Below are 13,799 nucleotides of genomic sequence, written 5' to 3'. Positions count from 1 at the left end.
CGGCATGGATTACGACGAAGAGCCGGACGAATCACAGGTCACGCCAAGCTATTTGAAGTCCGACGGCGAGATCGAGGCCAGTCTGCGCCCGAAGTCGCTCGATGACTTCATCGGCCAGCCTCGCGTACGCGAGCAGCTGGCGCTGGTGTTGCGCGGTGCTAAACAACGCGGCGGCACACCGGATCACGTGCTGCTGTCCGGCCCGCCCGGCCTCGGCAAGACCAGCATGGCGATGATCATCGCGACCGAACTCGGCACCGCACTGCGCATTACGTCCGGCCCGGCACTGGAACGCGCGGGCGATCTTGCGGCCATGCTGAGCAACCTGGTCGACGGCGACGTGTTGTTCATCGACGAGATCCATCGGATCGCCCGCCCCGCCGAGGAAATGCTCTACCTGGCGATGGAGGACTTCCGCGTCGACGTGGTCGTCGGCAAAGGCCCTGGCGCGACCTCGATTCCGCTCGATATCGCCCCGTTCACGCTGGTCGGCGCGACTACCCGATCCGGAGCACTGACCGGCCCGCTGCGCGACCGCTTCGGCTTCACCGGGCACATGGACTTCTACGACCCTGCCGAGCTGTTGCTGATCATTCTGCGTTCGGCACAGATCCTCGGCGTGCAGATCGATCGCGACGCCGCCGCGGAAATCGCCGGTCGATCTCGTGGCACGCCCCGCATCGCGAACCGCCTGCTCCGTCGAGTCCGCGACTACGCCGAGGTCCGTGCCGACGGCATGATCACCCTGCCCATCGCGCGCGCGGCACTGGAGGTGTACGACGTCGACGTGCTCGGCCTCGACCGCCTCGACCGCGCCGTACTCACCGCACTGGTCCGCAGTTTCGGCGGCGGCCCCGTCGGCGTCTCCACCCTCGCGGTAGCCGTAGGGGAGGAGGCCGCCACCGTCGAGGAGGTCTGCGAACCCTTCCTCGTCCGCGCAGGCATGATCGCCCGCACCCCCCGCGGCCGCGTCGCCACCGCCGCAGCCTGGGAACACCTCGGCCTCGTCCCACCCCCCGACCTGGTCTTCGGCTCCATCGAAGTCCGCGGCCGCGACCCCCAACCCACCCCCGACATCGTCGAGTGAGATAGCGCCACAGACCTTTCTCGCCACTCACCGGGATTACTGCGACACACACTGTGCACCGACACACGAGCAGCTCCCACTTCGCGCACCACCCACCTCGGCGGGCCCCGCTGCCGCGCACGTTTCGTGCTGCCGCGCACGAGACTGTTGGCAATCTCGTGCGCGGCGGGCGAATTCGTGCGCGGCGATGCCATCGGTGCGCAGCTGGACGGTGGCTCATCGAGTTGGTTTCCGAGGATCGCTTGCCGCGCACGTATTGTGCTGGCGCGCATGAAACTGCTAGCAATTTCGTGCGCGCCGGGCGAATCAGTGCGCGGCGACTAGCTCAGCTCGCCTGCCGCGCGCGAACGGTGCTGCTGCGCGCGAACGGTGCTGCTGCGCGCGAACGGTGCTGCCGCGCACGAACGGTGCTGACGCGCACGAAATTGCTAGCGATTTCGTGCGCGTGGGGCGAATTGGTGCGGGGCGACTGGCGCCGCGCGCTTACTCGCCGACGTCGCGGTGCAGGGTCCAGCGGTGGTGCTGGTGTTCGGCGTGTTGGAGGGCGGTGACCACCAGATCGAGGAATGCGTCGACCTCGTCGCGCTGGTATCCACGGGTTCCGAGTCGTGCTTCGGTGAATCGCACCGAACGCACATCTGCCACGGTCAGGCTGCCCGGCCCGCCGTGCGCGAGGGTCGCGGCGACCAGATCGAGGAATGCGTCGACCTCGTCTTCGTGGTACCCACGACGACCGACCGGCGACAGCGTGAATTGCATCCGCTGCACGTCATCCGGGCTGAGCATCGATTGCCCGTTGCCGGACGGTGCGGGCCGCACTCCGCGCTGGCGGATCTCGAGCTCGACGCGCACCTGATCCAGATACTCGTCGACCTGATCCGCGCGATATCCGCGCCCACCGGGCCGGGGTGCGTCGAAGGTGACGTGCCGCAGGTCATCCGCGGCGAGGGCGCCTCGTCCGGCCATGGTCGCCGCGACGAGGTCGAGGAAGGCGTCCACTTCGTCCGCGTGATAACCACGCTGCCCGAATGGTGGTGTCGCAAAACTGATCCGGCTCACATCCTCGGGGGTCACGGGCGACATTCTGTCAGGCCCGGTGCGCCGGTCCGTCGGAATGTGCGTTTTTCGTACTCCCTGGTCTCTTGCGACCACGAGCGCCCCCTGGCGGACACGTCGGAACTGTTCCCTCACCTTAACGCCGCCAGCGCCGTCAGGGGGCTTATCGATTTGCTCAGTCCTTGCGGACACCGTCGATCAGCAGCCGCCGGATGGCCTCGTTGAGCCCCTGGATGGCCCCCGCGTCGGTATCGCGCAGGCCGTGCACGATCCCGGCGAGCAGCATGCCGGTCACCGCCCGCGCGGTGTTGACGGTATCCAAATCCGCTCGCAGATAACCGAGTTCGACCCCGTGGTCGAGATATCCGGCGGTGAGCGCGTCGGCCATGTCGAGCAGGCCGTAGAGGCGCGCGGTCAGTTCCTCGTCGATGCCGGGCGCGTGCACGAGCAGCAGCTGGGCGACCCGGCGGTCATCCATCAGGATGTGCGTCAGCGCCTGGCCGATCCGGTCGGTCTGCGCGCGGTATTCGTCCAGCGTGGTGGCGGCGTCCGGGGCGTTCTCGGTGCCGAGGGTGTCGATGATCTTGGCCGACAGGTCATCGATGACGTGGTCGATGATGTCGCGCTTGTTGCTGAAGTACCGGTAGAAGGTGCCGTGCCCGATGCCCAGGTGACCGGCGATATCAGCGATCCCGGTGCCGTGATAGCCCTTCTCCGAGAAGCAGACGAAGGCGGTGTCGATGATTTCCTGGCGGAGCTCGGCTTTGCGCCGCTCGGCACGCGTCAATGGCTTCGTCACGCCACCGATGATACAGTCGTCACAAACGGAATGATGTGTCATTCTGTGATAAACGGTTCACATACCTGGAGGTTCGGAGTGGCGCCTCAGTACGACGCGGTCGTGGTCGGAGCGGGATTCGGTGGCATGGGGGCGGGCATCGAGCTCGATCGTCTCGGCCTGAGCAACTACGTCATCCTCGAACGCGAGGACGATCTCGGCGGCACCTGGCACGTCAACCATTACCCCGGCCTGGCGGTCGACATCGCCTCGGTCACCTACTCGTACTCCTTCGAGCCCAACCCGTATTGGACGCGGCTGTTCGCGCCGGGTGCGGAGCTGAAGAAGTACGCCGGGCACATCGCCGACAAGTACGGCCTGCGCCGCCGCATGCGCTTCGGCACCGTGGTCGACGGCGCCCGCTGGGACGAAGAGCACCAGCAGTGGGTGGTATCGGTCGCGGGCGGTGAAACCCTCACGGGCCGTTACCTGCTCACCGCGACGGGCTTCCTGTCCCAGCCCTACACCCCGCCGTTCCCCGGTATCGACTCGTTCGCGGGCAAGATCATCCACACCACCGCGTGGGAGGACGATTTCGACCTCACCGGTCGCAAGGCGGCGATCATCGGCACCGGCGCCACCGCCGTGCAGTTGGTGCCCGAGGTGGCCAAGAAGGCCGACGCGCTCACCGTCTTCCAGCGCACCCCGATCTGGGTGGTGCCGAAGATCGACACCGCCATCCCGAAGCCGGTGCAGAAGCTGTTCGACCGGGTGCCCGTCACCCAGAAGGCCGCGCGGCTGTTCAACACCAGCCTGCTCGAGGCGCTCATGGTGGTCGGCGTGCTGCACTACACGCAGGCCAAGCCGCTGAACAAGGCCGCGGGCATCCTCGCCAAGGCGCATCTGCGTACCTCGGTGAAGGACAAGGAAACTCGCAAGCAGCTCACGCCGCACTACGACTTCGGCTGCAAGCGACCCACCTTCTCCAACACCTACTTCCGCTCGTTCAACAAGCCGAACGTGCGCCTGGAGACCAACTCGATCGAGCGCATCGAGGCCGACGGCATCGTCACCGCCGACGGGCACAAGACCGAGATCGACACGCTGATCCTGGCCACCGGCTTCAACCTGTGGGACGTGAACTTCCCGGCCATCGAGATCATCGGCCGCGACGGGGTGAATCTCGGAAAGTTCTGGCGGGACAACCGTTTCCAGGCCTACGAGGGCATCACCGTGCCTAAGTTCCCGAACTTCCTCAGCCTCAACAGCCCGTACTCCTACAGCGGCCTGTCCTACTTCACCACCATCGAGGCGCAGATGAAGCACATGGGACGGCTCTTCGCCGAGCTGTTCCGCCGCGGTGAGCACACTTTCGAGGTGACCGGGCAGGCCAACGCGGGCTTCCTGGACCGCGTCACCGACAAGCTCAGCACCTCGGTCTTCTACGGCGGCAACTGCTCCACCGCGCGCAGCTACTACTTCAACCCGCACGGCGAGGCCGCCCTGCTGCGCCCGACCAGCACCCTCAATGCGCACCGCGAGGCGGTCAGCTTCCCGCTCGACGACTACGTCTACGGACAGTCCGCCTGAGCAAGGACGCCCCGTTGCGCAAGCCCCGCCGGATCCACTCCGGCGGGGCCAGCCGCGCTACTTGGCGATCTTGCGAAGCACCCACTCCGCGAGCGTCGGTGTCACCGCCGAATGCTCGGTATTGGTTGTGTTGCAACAGAATTCGGTGAGCGCCGTGTGCTCGGCGGTCACCTTGCGCAGGTCCTTGTCGAGCTCGACCTCCCAGGTCATCGGGTCGAAGTCCAACGCGATCGCGCTGACCGACGGGACGAAGCAACTCCAGCGCTTCGCCTCCTCCAGGTCGATCCCGAGCGTGGTGGCGACCTGGCCGAACGAATCCAGCATGCCGCCGGGTGCACCGTCGAACGGTGCGACCGCGCTGGTCGTCGAGCTGCGCGAGGTCAGACCGAGATGCATGCCGCCGACCGGCTGCTTGTCACCGAAAGCAGGCTGGTAGCGCGCGGTGGCGCTGCCGATCAGACCGCCGAGGAACTTCTTGTCGAAGACGATCTCCCCGGCGGGCAGGTCCGGTCCCTGCCCGTCGCCGCGCCCGTTCGCGACGCCCAGCCGGACCGGCCGCTGCGGGAAGCCACCCAAATCGGCCAGCTCCTGGACGAATTGGGCGCGCAGCGGCGACGCGGTGGCGACCGGACCCGAATACCGCGCGTCCTCCACCCAGGCCCACAGCAGCTGCTGCGCCGCAGGGCTGCGAATCAGACTGGCCTTGCTCGCTTTGCCCGGTGTGGCCGCCTCGAAGAACTCGAAGAAGTACGCCATCTGCTGCAGGATCAGCGGAATCCACGCGCCGTTGTGCGGGGTATCCCAGGACAGGTAGGTCCCGGTCTGGTGATCCTCGTCGGCGCTTTCCATCGCCGCGAGTGCGTGGCGGGTGATCATGCCGCCCATGCTCACGCCGCCGACGATCAGCGGCGCCTTGCCGTCCTGCTCGGCGATGACCCTCCCGATGCCTGCCCGCGCCACGCCCGAGTTGACCTGGATGTAGTCGTGCCGGGTGTCGAAGCCGAGTAACACGATGTCGATGCCCGCGGCGAGCAGCTGGTCGAACAGGCGCTCACCCGCGTCGGAGTACGGATGGTTGAACCACTGCCACAGTCCGTCGAGGTCGCTGGGGCCGTAGTTGAAGCCGTCGGCGAAGATCATCGGGTTGACCAGCCGCTCGTGCCCGTTCCCCAGATGCACCGCCGCCGTGCCCTTACCGTATTTCCCCAGGTAGGCATGCTCGGAAACGAGCGGCCACTCGTAGTCCGGGCGCCGCGCGGGCTCGCCGTTCCTGCGGTCCGGGCTGGCGAACCACGCTCCCGATTCGGCGGTGCGGGCCAGGTCGTAGAGCTCCGGCGCGGCCAGATCCCCTGCGGCTTTCTGCAGTAGCGTTTTTACGTCGATTCTGGCTTCGTTTGCCATCATCGTCCCCTTTGTGAAGGCACAGAAGGTCCCGAGACACGGCTCGAAGATCGATGAGTTCGTGCGTAGATCAGGCTCCCCGGCCACGCCGTCGGGACGTCCTGCGCTGATGAATTCCCTGCGATTTCTACTGTAGGCCAACGGAATTCGTTACGGATGTGTTTCGTGCCGGAGAATTTCCGGGCAAACCGACCGGGCCTTTCGGACTCCGGTGCCGAGCGCCGATTCGGCGTGCGATATGGCCACCGCGCGCATCGGCGCTCCCCAGCAGGTGTGCCGGTGTGGCGTCGGAGACACGAACTGGCAGACTGTCTGGGTACATACCCATCCCACCCACAAGACTAGGGACTGACTTCGACGATGGAACTTCTGTTTCCGCTGCTGCTGGTAGCCCTGCTCGTGCCGATGTTCCTCGGCGTCCGCCGCCAGAAGCGGGAAGCCGCCAAGGTCACGGAGATGCAGGACACCCTCAAGGCGGGCGACCAGGTCATCACCACGTCGGGGCTGTACGGCACGGTTGTCGATCTCGACGACACCACGGTTGATCTCGAGATCGCCGAGGAGGTCGTCACGACGTGGCTGCGCGCGGCCATCCGCGAGGTGCGCGTCGAGACCGAGCCGGTTGCCGACGAGACCGACGCCGACACGATCGAGGTCGGCCCGGCCGCCGCCGACAGCAACGGCGCGCACGTGGCCGACGCGGTCGAGGAATCGGCCGCGCAGACCGAGACCCGGCTGACCAAGGACTGATTGCCTTCGGCGTGCCCGCACGCCGGATGCTGCCGCGACGAAGCCGACTGGCCGAAGCCGCGACGGCGTCCGATCCGCGGGCCCCGTAGCTCACGCCACTACTGTCCGCACCCGGCGTCGCTGGTGTGTGCCTGCCTGTTCCATTCTCGACTTCCCGCCTAGGAGATGACGTACTGTGCCACCTTCCCAGGGATCGGCGCATCCGCTCCGGCTGCTCGGTGTCTACGCCGCGTTGCTGGCCGTGATCTATGCGCTGGTGTTCTTCACCGGTGACAAATCCTCGACCCCACGGCTCGGCATCGACCTCCAGGGTGGTACCCGGGTCACGCTGACCGCCCGAACGCCGGACGGCGGCAAGCCGAATCAGGACAGCCTGAAAAAGGCGCAGGACATCATCGAGAACCGGGTCAACGGTCTCGGTGTCGCCGGGTCCGAGGTCGTCATCGACGGCGACAACCTGGTGATCACGGTGCCCGGCGACGACGGGCAGCAGGCGCGCGCGCTGGCGACCACCGCCAAGCTGTACATCCGCCCCGTGCTGAATGCCGTGCCCGCCGCCCAGCGCGGCCAGGCCCAGCAACCGGCACCGGGTGCCACGCCACCGGGCGCGCCCGGCGAGCTGCCGCCACCCGCCTCGGGTGCGGTACCGCCCCCGCCCGCCGACACGCCTTCCGTCGGCTCGCCCGCTTCCGGCGGTGAGCCGGTAGACCCGGCACCGCAGCAGCGCGTGTTCCCGGCGCAGGGGCCGACCCAGCCGCCTGCCGATCCGAATCTCTCGCCGAAGGAACAGGCGGCCAAGGAGATTCAGGACGCCAAGGCCATCCGGCAGAGCGCCGACCCGACCATCCAGCAGGCCGCGATGGCCGCGCTGGATTGCAGTAAGCCGGACCCGTTGCAGGGCAACGACGATCCGAACCTGCCGCTGGTCGCCTGCTCCACCGACGGCCAGGAGATCCTGCTGCTCGACAAGAGCCGGATCGACGGCCAGGAGATCAAGAGCGCCAGCTCGGGCCTGAACACCCAGCAGGCACGGCACGAGGTGTACCTCGAGTTCAAGTCCGGCGGTAGCGACGCGTGGTCCACGCTCACCGGCGAGTACGTCTACAAGCGGGTCGCCTTCGTGCTCGACACCAAGGTGGTCAGCGCGCCGGTCGTGCAGCAGGGACCGCAGCAGGGTGGCCGCACCCAGATTTCCGGTAACTTCACCGCGGCGTCGGCGAAGGAACTGGCGAACACGCTGAAGTACGGTTCGCTGCCGCTGTCCTTCCAGACCTCCGAGGCCGAGACGGTGTCGGCGACACTGGGGCTCTCCTCGCTGAAGGCGGGCCTGCTCGCCGGTGCGATCGGTCTGGCCGTGGTGTTGCTCTACTGCCTGGCCTACTACCGGATGCTCGGGTTCGTCACCGGATTCTCTTTGGTGGCTTCGGGTCTCGCGGTCTACGGCATCATGGTGCTGCTCGGTAGATGGATCGGGTTCACCCTCGACCTCGCCGGTATCGCCGGTCTGATCATCGGTATCGGTATGACCGCCGACTCGTTCGTGGTGTTCTTCGAACGCATCAAGGACGAGATGCGCGAGGGCCGCAGCTTCCGTTCCGCCGCCCCGCGTGGCTGGCAGCGGGCCCGCCGGACCATTCTGTCCGGCAACGCGGTCAGCTTCATCGCCGCCGCGGTGCTCTACATCCTCGCGGTCGGACAGGTGAAGGGCTTCGCGTTCACCCTCGGTCTCACCACCATCCTCGACGTGGTCGTGGTGTTCCTGGTGACCTCGCCGCTGGTGTTGCTCGCCTCGCGCACGAACTACTGGGCCAAACCGTCCGTGAACGGGCTCGGTGCGATCCAGCAGGTCGCGCGCGAGCGGAAGGCGGCCGAGGCCGCACTCGGGAAGGCGTGAACGAGATGACCAATCACACGAGCACGTCACGCACCCCGAACCCGGCCGAGACCACGGACGTGTTCACCGCGGTGACCGATCAGCCCAAGCACGGCTTCTTCAACCGGCTCTACACCGGTACCGGCGCCATCGACGTCATCGGCAAGCGCCGGAACTGGTACCTGATCACCGCCGCCATCATCCTGATCTCGTTGGGCAGCATCATCTTCCGCGGCTTCAACTTCGGCATCGACTTCGAGGGCGGCTCGCGGGTCCAGTTCCCGGCCCAGGGTGCCAGCACCAGCCAGGTCGAGGAGGTCTACAAGACCGCGATCGGCACCGATCCGGTCTCGGTGCAGACCGTCGGCAGCGGCGGCAACGCCACCATCCTGATCCGCTCCGAGGCGCTGAACAAGGACCAGGTGGACGCGCTGAACGAGGCGCTGTTCACCAAGTTCCAGCCCAAGGGCAAGGACGGCCAACCGAGCCGCGGCGCGATCAGTGCCTCGGACGTCAGCGAGACCTGGGGTAGCCAGATCACCCGCAAGGCGCTCATCGCGCTTGCGGTGTTCCTGGTGTTGGTCGCCGCCTACATTGCCATCCGCTTCGAACCGCACATGGCGGTCGCGGCGCTGGCCGCCCTGGTCTTCGACGTCACCGTCACGGCGGGCGTGTACTCGCTCGTCGGCTTCGAGGTGAGCCCGGCGACCGTGATCGGCATCCTGACCATCCTCGGCTTCTCGCTGTACGACTCGGTGGTCGTCTTCGACAAGGTCGAGGAAAACACCAGGGGCATCCTGCATTTGAACCGCCGCACCTACGGCGAGCAGGCCAACCTCGCGGTGAACCAGACCCTGATGCGCTCCATCAACACCGCCCTGATCGGCATCCTGCCGATCGTCGGCCTGATGGTGATCGCGGTCTGGATGCTCGGCGTCGGCACGCTCAAGGACCTGGCGCTGGTGCAGCTGGTCGGCCTGCTGGTCGGCACCTACTCCTCGATCTTCTTCGCGACACCGCTGCTGGTGTCGATCAAGGAGCGGTGGGGCCCGGTGGCCAGGCACACCGAGAAGGTCATGTCCCGGCGCGCCGGGGTGGCCAGCGCGCGTGCGGGTGTCGAGGCGGAGCGGCGGGCGACCGCGGCGACCGGCCGCGGCTACGGTGACGACGAACCGCGTCGGTCGCGGGAACCGGGGCAGGCGCCCCGACCGGGCGCACGCCCGAGCGGCAAACGGCAGAAGCGGCGGCACTGACACAGGCAGGGGTTTCATGCGAAAGCCAGGTAGCCGAGCAGTACGCCTGATCGCGGTGTTGGCCGCGGGCACCCTGGCCGCCGGGTTGGCGGCCGGGTGCTCGAGCAAGAACCAGGTGCCGTCCATCGGCTATGCCGTCGACGCCACCGTCGCCAGCTACAACGGCGGCAGCACACTCGGCGCGAGCACCGGAGCGACCTCGGTGTTCGGCCGGGTGATCACCGGGTTCTTCTATACCGGACCGGACGGCCAGCAGGTCGCCGACACCGACTTCGGCACCGCCAAGGAGGTGCCGGGCGAGGTACAGACCATCCAGTACCGGCTCAACCCCGACGGCGTGTACTCCGACGGGGTGCCCACCTCCTGCGACGACCTGGTGCTCGCCTGGGCCTCGCGCAGCGGGCGATTCACCAAACCCGGTGACCGAGGGCCGATTCCGCTGTTCGACGCCGCGAGCACCGCAGGCTACGCCGACATCGAACGGGTGGACTGCCAGCCCGGTTCGCGCGACGCCACCGTGGTGTTCCGCCCGGACCGGCGCTACTCGGCTTGGCGCAACCTGTTCACCGCGGGCGAGTTGATGCCCGCACACGTCGCCGCGCAGGCGGCGAACGTGCCGAATGTGGTGTCCGCCTTGCAAACCGGCGATCCGAGCGGGCTCGGGCGGATCGCCGAATTCTGGAACACCGGCTGGAACTTCGGCTCCGGCAGCCTCGACCTGACCAGGTTCCCCTCGTCCGGGCCCTACCGGATCGAATCCTTCAGTGCGAAGGACGGTTTGGTGCTGGTCGCCAACGAGCGCTGGTGGGGCAACAAGCCGGCCACCGGCCGGATCCTGGTGTGGCCCAAGAACATCGATCTGAAGTCCAAGGTCGGCGACAGCGCCATGGGTGTCATCGACATCGGCAGTGGCTCGGTGAAAGACCTGAACCTGGACGGGTTCCGGGTGCAGAACGTGCCGGGCCGGGGCGTCGAGCAGCTGGTGCTGGCGACCGGGGGAGTGTTCGGCTCGGTCGACATGCGCAGGGCGCTCGCCCTCTGCGTGCCGCGGCAGGCGCTGTACGACAAGCTCGGCAAGATGCCGGACGCCCCCAAGGACGGGCTCGGCTCCGGTCCGTTGAACGCGCATATCGTGCAACAGGATTCACTGTTCTATCCGTCGGTGATCGGTGCGGCGGGCAAGTTCAACGGCGACGTGGGCGCCGCGACGCAGGCCGTCGGGGCGTCGCGGACCAATAACCCGACCATCCGGATCGGCTACCTGCGACCCGATGATCGTCGCGCGCAGACCGTGGCGATGATCACGGAGGCCTGCAAACCGGCGGGCATCACCATCGTCGACGCCGGCGCGCCCGACTTCACTCCGTCCCAGCTCAGCGAGGGCAAAGTCGACGCCATCCTGGGCAGCACCGCATCCGCGCCGGGTCCGGCCGGATCGCTGTCCGGTGTCGCGGCTACCAGTGCGTTGCGCACCGGTAGCGGGCTCAATTTCGGCCGATTCGGTAACGGCCGCTACGATGCGATCACCGATCAGCTTGCGGCCGACGACAACTCGACCACACAGCTGAATCTGTTCACCGAAGCCGAAAACCTGCTGTGGGCGGAGTTGCCGAGCATCCCCCTGTTCGCCACCCCGCGCACCATCGCGTTCGGCGGTGGTTTGCAGAACGGGATAGCTGCACCCAACCAAGCGGGGTCCGGTTGGAACATGGACCGGTGGGTGCTGAAACGGTGACAGGTGTTGTGGGTGCGGCCGCGGGCAACTGCCCGCGCAAGTGCCCCTTGGTGTGATGATGGAGAGGTGTCGATGAGCAAGCACGCGGCGATCGAATCCGATGAGTTAGCCGCCGATCGGACCGGCCGGGCCGCCGCAGCGGTCGAGCGTTTGACCCGCTGGCGCGACGACTTCCCCACCCCCGGAGTCCGTTTCGCCGACCTCACCCCCGTCTTCGCCGATGCCGAAGGCTTCCGCACCGTCATCGACAGCCTCGCCTCCTACGGGCCCGACGCCGACCTCGTCGCCGGTGTCGATGCCCGCGGCTTCCTGATCGGCGCGGCCGTCGCCGCCAGCCTCGGCACCGGCGTGCTCGCCGTCCGCAAGGCGGGCAAGCTGCCCCCGCCCGTCGTCAGCCGCGAGTACCACCTCGAGTACGGCACCGCCGCGCTCGAAATCCCCGCCGATGGAATAGATCTCGCAGGCAAGCGCATCCTGCTCCTCGACGACGTCCTCGCCACCGGTGGGACGCTCGCCGCCGCCGCCGACCTCTTCGCTCAGGTGGGTGCCGAAGTCATCGCGGCCGCGGTGGTTCTGGAGCTGACCTTCCTGAATGGTCGTGCGCGTCAGGGGAACTACCCCCTGACCTCGATCGTCAAGATCTGAGCCTGCCGCGCGGGCCGGATCCCGCCGGATAATCGGTTCCCTCTGCATCGAGTTGTTCGTACCGTGAGCGCATGGATTGTGTCGCGGTCAGGTTGATGTGCGCCGATGACCTGCCGGGTGCTGAACGCACTTCCGACGCGGTATTCCTCGACAGCGATCGTCGGGATCGGCGGGTCAGCGAGCCGGAGCCTGAACCTCGATCGGAAGCGGTCAGCAAGCGGTGGATCGACCGCATGCGCTACTTCCTCGAGGTCGACCCGCAAGGGTGCTGGGTGGCGGTCGACGGGGAGCGGATCGTGGGATTCGCGATCTCGCAGAATCGAGATCGGTTGTGGTACTTGGCAACCTACGGCGTGCTGCCGCGCGTGCAGGGGCAGGGCGTCGGGAAACGGCTGCTCGACGCGGTTCTGGCGCATGCCGATGGTCGGCAGGGAATGTTCTCCTCCTCCGTGCATCCCGGAGCCACCCGGCGGTACCGGTTGGCCGGGTTCTCGCTGCACCCGCAGATGCGCATGGTCGGCACCGTCGACCGCTCCACCCTTCCCGCGGTGCGCGGGCTGTCCGACGGGTCGGCCGACGACTTCGACTGGATGGACCGGCTGGACCAGCGGGTTCGCGGGGCAGGACACGGATCGGACCATCAGTATCTGCTGAACAGTCACCGCTTGGTCGTGTCCCGCGGCGATGACAAGCCGGGGTATGTGTACATCGATGATCGAGGACGTGCCGTTCTCCTGGCCGCCGCCGATCGCCGAACCGCGGCGGATCTGCTCTGGGAAGCACTGGCCGCCGCGCAGGCGGACACCCTCGTCAACTGCATCACCACCGCCAACGAGTGGGCCGTGGATGTCGGGTTGGCGGCGGGGCTCGATATCGGCCAAGAGGGGTATCTCGCCGTCCGCGGCATGCCTACTCCTGCGCCTTACCTGGCGAGCGGGCAGTTCCTCTGAAAGGTGCGCCGATCAGGCGCCGGGGCGTGCGGAGCCTGGGCCGCGCAGGCGTTCGCCGTCCGTGACGCTGGTTGTGGCTGGTACTCGGTGGCCGAGGGTCGGGTATACGACGACGAAGCCTTCGGCGTCGATGTGTAGGTCGCTGGTGAAAGAGCCTGCGGCGTAACGGACTTCGGCTCCGCCGTCGGCGGGGCCCAGGTGGGTGTAGGTCTGCTTGGACGGAACCACCCGCAGGCCGGGGACCTCGACGAAGGCCATCACGAACTCGGCGGTGCCAGGGTGTCGGTGCAGGCCGGTGCGGATGATGGGCATCGTGTTGGTCAGTGGTGAGCAGGCGAGATCGCAGTCGCGCGCGTCGGCGAGGTCCGGGCGGGGTGTGCCGTCGACCGACCAGGTGTCGCCCTCGCGGCGCAGGTCCAGGCTTCGACGTTCCGTCGCGGTGACACAGGTGACCTGCAGGCGCGTGGTGACGGCGTTCTCGTCGGTGTCGAGGGTGTAGGTCACCCAGTACGGCTCGGGCAGCTGACCGGCAGATCGGCCCTCGGCATGCAGCCGCAGGCCGTCCAAGTCTATCCAGGACGACTCGAATCCCGCGGTTTCCTCGACCTGCCATAGGAATTGGCGGCCCTTCAACACTTCCGACTCAATGGTCATGCGACAGCATCGTATTGCCTGCGCGGT

Annotated in this window: 12 protein-coding genes; 8 read left to right on the top strand and 4 right to left on the bottom strand. The window is 67.3% G+C overall.

Annotated features, from left to right (window positions below):
• The first annotated feature begins 4 nt into the window (after positions 1 to 4).
• Positions 5 to 1,087: a Holliday junction branch migration DNA helicase RuvB gene (gene ruvB / locus ACQPW1_RS33970; RefSeq protein WP_433656134.1), complete on the top strand. Its 1,083-nt coding sequence runs from the start codon at positions 5 to 7 to the stop codon at positions 1,085 to 1,087.
• Between the two features lie 483 nt (positions 1,088 to 1,570).
• Here ruvB and ACQPW1_RS33965 read toward each other — a convergent pair whose 3' ends face one another.
• Positions 1,571 to 2,170 (bottom strand): DivIVA domain-containing protein, encoded by a 600-nt coding sequence (locus ACQPW1_RS33965; RefSeq protein WP_433656132.1) that lies wholly within the window; start codon positions 2,168 to 2,170, stop codon positions 1,571 to 1,573.
• 148 nt (positions 2,171 to 2,318) lie between these two features.
• On the bottom strand, positions 2,319 to 2,984 hold the full coding sequence (locus ACQPW1_RS33960) for a TetR/AcrR family transcriptional regulator (RefSeq protein ID WP_433656130.1): 666 nt from the start codon (positions 2,982 to 2,984) through the stop codon (positions 2,319 to 2,321).
• A 36-nt stretch (positions 2,985 to 3,020) separates the two neighbouring features.
• Here ACQPW1_RS33960 and ACQPW1_RS33955 point away from each other — a divergent pair, with 36 nt between their 5' ends.
• On the top strand, positions 3,021 to 4,511 hold the full coding sequence (locus ACQPW1_RS33955; RefSeq protein WP_433656128.1) for a flavin-containing monooxygenase: 1,491 nt from the start codon (positions 3,021 to 3,023) through the stop codon (positions 4,509 to 4,511).
• A gap of 57 nt (positions 4,512 to 4,568) precedes the next feature.
• On the opposite strand, the gene ACQPW1_RS33950 is transcribed toward ACQPW1_RS33955, so the two are convergent.
• Positions 4,569 to 5,912 carry a hypothetical protein gene (locus ACQPW1_RS33950; RefSeq protein WP_433656126.1) on the bottom strand — a complete coding sequence of 448 codons (1,344 nt, stop codon included), beginning with the start codon at positions 5,910 to 5,912 and terminating at the stop codon, positions 4,569 to 4,571.
• A 360-nt stretch (positions 5,913 to 6,272) separates the two neighbouring features.
• On the opposite strand from ACQPW1_RS33950, the gene yajC reads away from it, so the two are divergent.
• The 6 genes from yajC (at position 6,273) to ACQPW1_RS33920 (ending at position 13,118) form a co-directional block, all read left to right on the top strand.
• Positions 6,273 to 6,662: a preprotein translocase subunit YajC gene (gene yajC, locus ACQPW1_RS33945; protein WP_433656124.1), complete on the top strand. Its 390-nt coding sequence runs from the start codon at positions 6,273 to 6,275 to the stop codon at positions 6,660 to 6,662.
• A 175-nt stretch (positions 6,663 to 6,837) separates the two neighbouring features.
• Entirely contained in the window at positions 6,838 to 8,556 is a 1,719-nt protein-coding gene (gene secD, locus ACQPW1_RS33940) for a protein translocase subunit SecD (RefSeq protein WP_433656123.1), read from the top strand.
• A gap of 5 nt (positions 8,557 to 8,561) precedes the next feature.
• Complete coding sequence (gene secF, locus ACQPW1_RS33935) at positions 8,562 to 9,788, top strand: protein translocase subunit SecF (protein WP_433656121.1); 1,227 nt, start codon at positions 8,562 to 8,564, stop codon at positions 9,786 to 9,788.
• Positions 9,789 to 9,804: 16 nt separating this feature from the next.
• Positions 9,805 to 11,523 (top strand): ABC transporter substrate-binding protein, encoded by a 1,719-nt coding sequence (locus tag ACQPW1_RS33930; protein WP_433656119.1) that lies wholly within the window; start codon positions 9,805 to 9,807, stop codon positions 11,521 to 11,523.
• Positions 11,524 to 11,595: 72 nt separating this feature from the next.
• Positions 11,596 to 12,168, top strand: a complete 573-nt coding sequence (locus ACQPW1_RS33925) for an adenine phosphoribosyltransferase (protein ID WP_433656117.1) — start codon at positions 11,596 to 11,598, stop codon at positions 12,166 to 12,168.
• A 71-nt stretch (positions 12,169 to 12,239) separates the two neighbouring features.
• The gene (locus ACQPW1_RS33920) at positions 12,240 to 13,118 is read left to right on the top strand and encodes a GNAT family N-acetyltransferase (RefSeq protein ID WP_433656115.1); all 879 of its coding nucleotides are present in this window, start codon (positions 12,240 to 12,242) and stop codon (positions 13,116 to 13,118) included.
• Between the two features lie 12 nt (positions 13,119 to 13,130).
• Here the strand turns inward: ACQPW1_RS33920 and ACQPW1_RS33915 are convergent, their stop codons facing one another.
• Positions 13,131 to 13,772: a putative glycolipid-binding domain-containing protein gene (locus ACQPW1_RS33915; RefSeq protein ID WP_433656113.1), complete on the bottom strand. Its 642-nt coding sequence runs from the start codon at positions 13,770 to 13,772 to the stop codon at positions 13,131 to 13,133.
• Positions 13,773 to 13,799: the final 27 nt, after the last annotated feature.

Origin of the sequence: Nocardia sp. CA-128927, assembly GCF_050955855.1 — a bacterium.
Classification (GTDB): domain Bacteria; phylum Actinomycetota; class Actinomycetes; order Mycobacteriales; family Mycobacteriaceae; genus Nocardia.
This window is presented reverse-complemented; position numbering and strand designations above follow the sequence as displayed.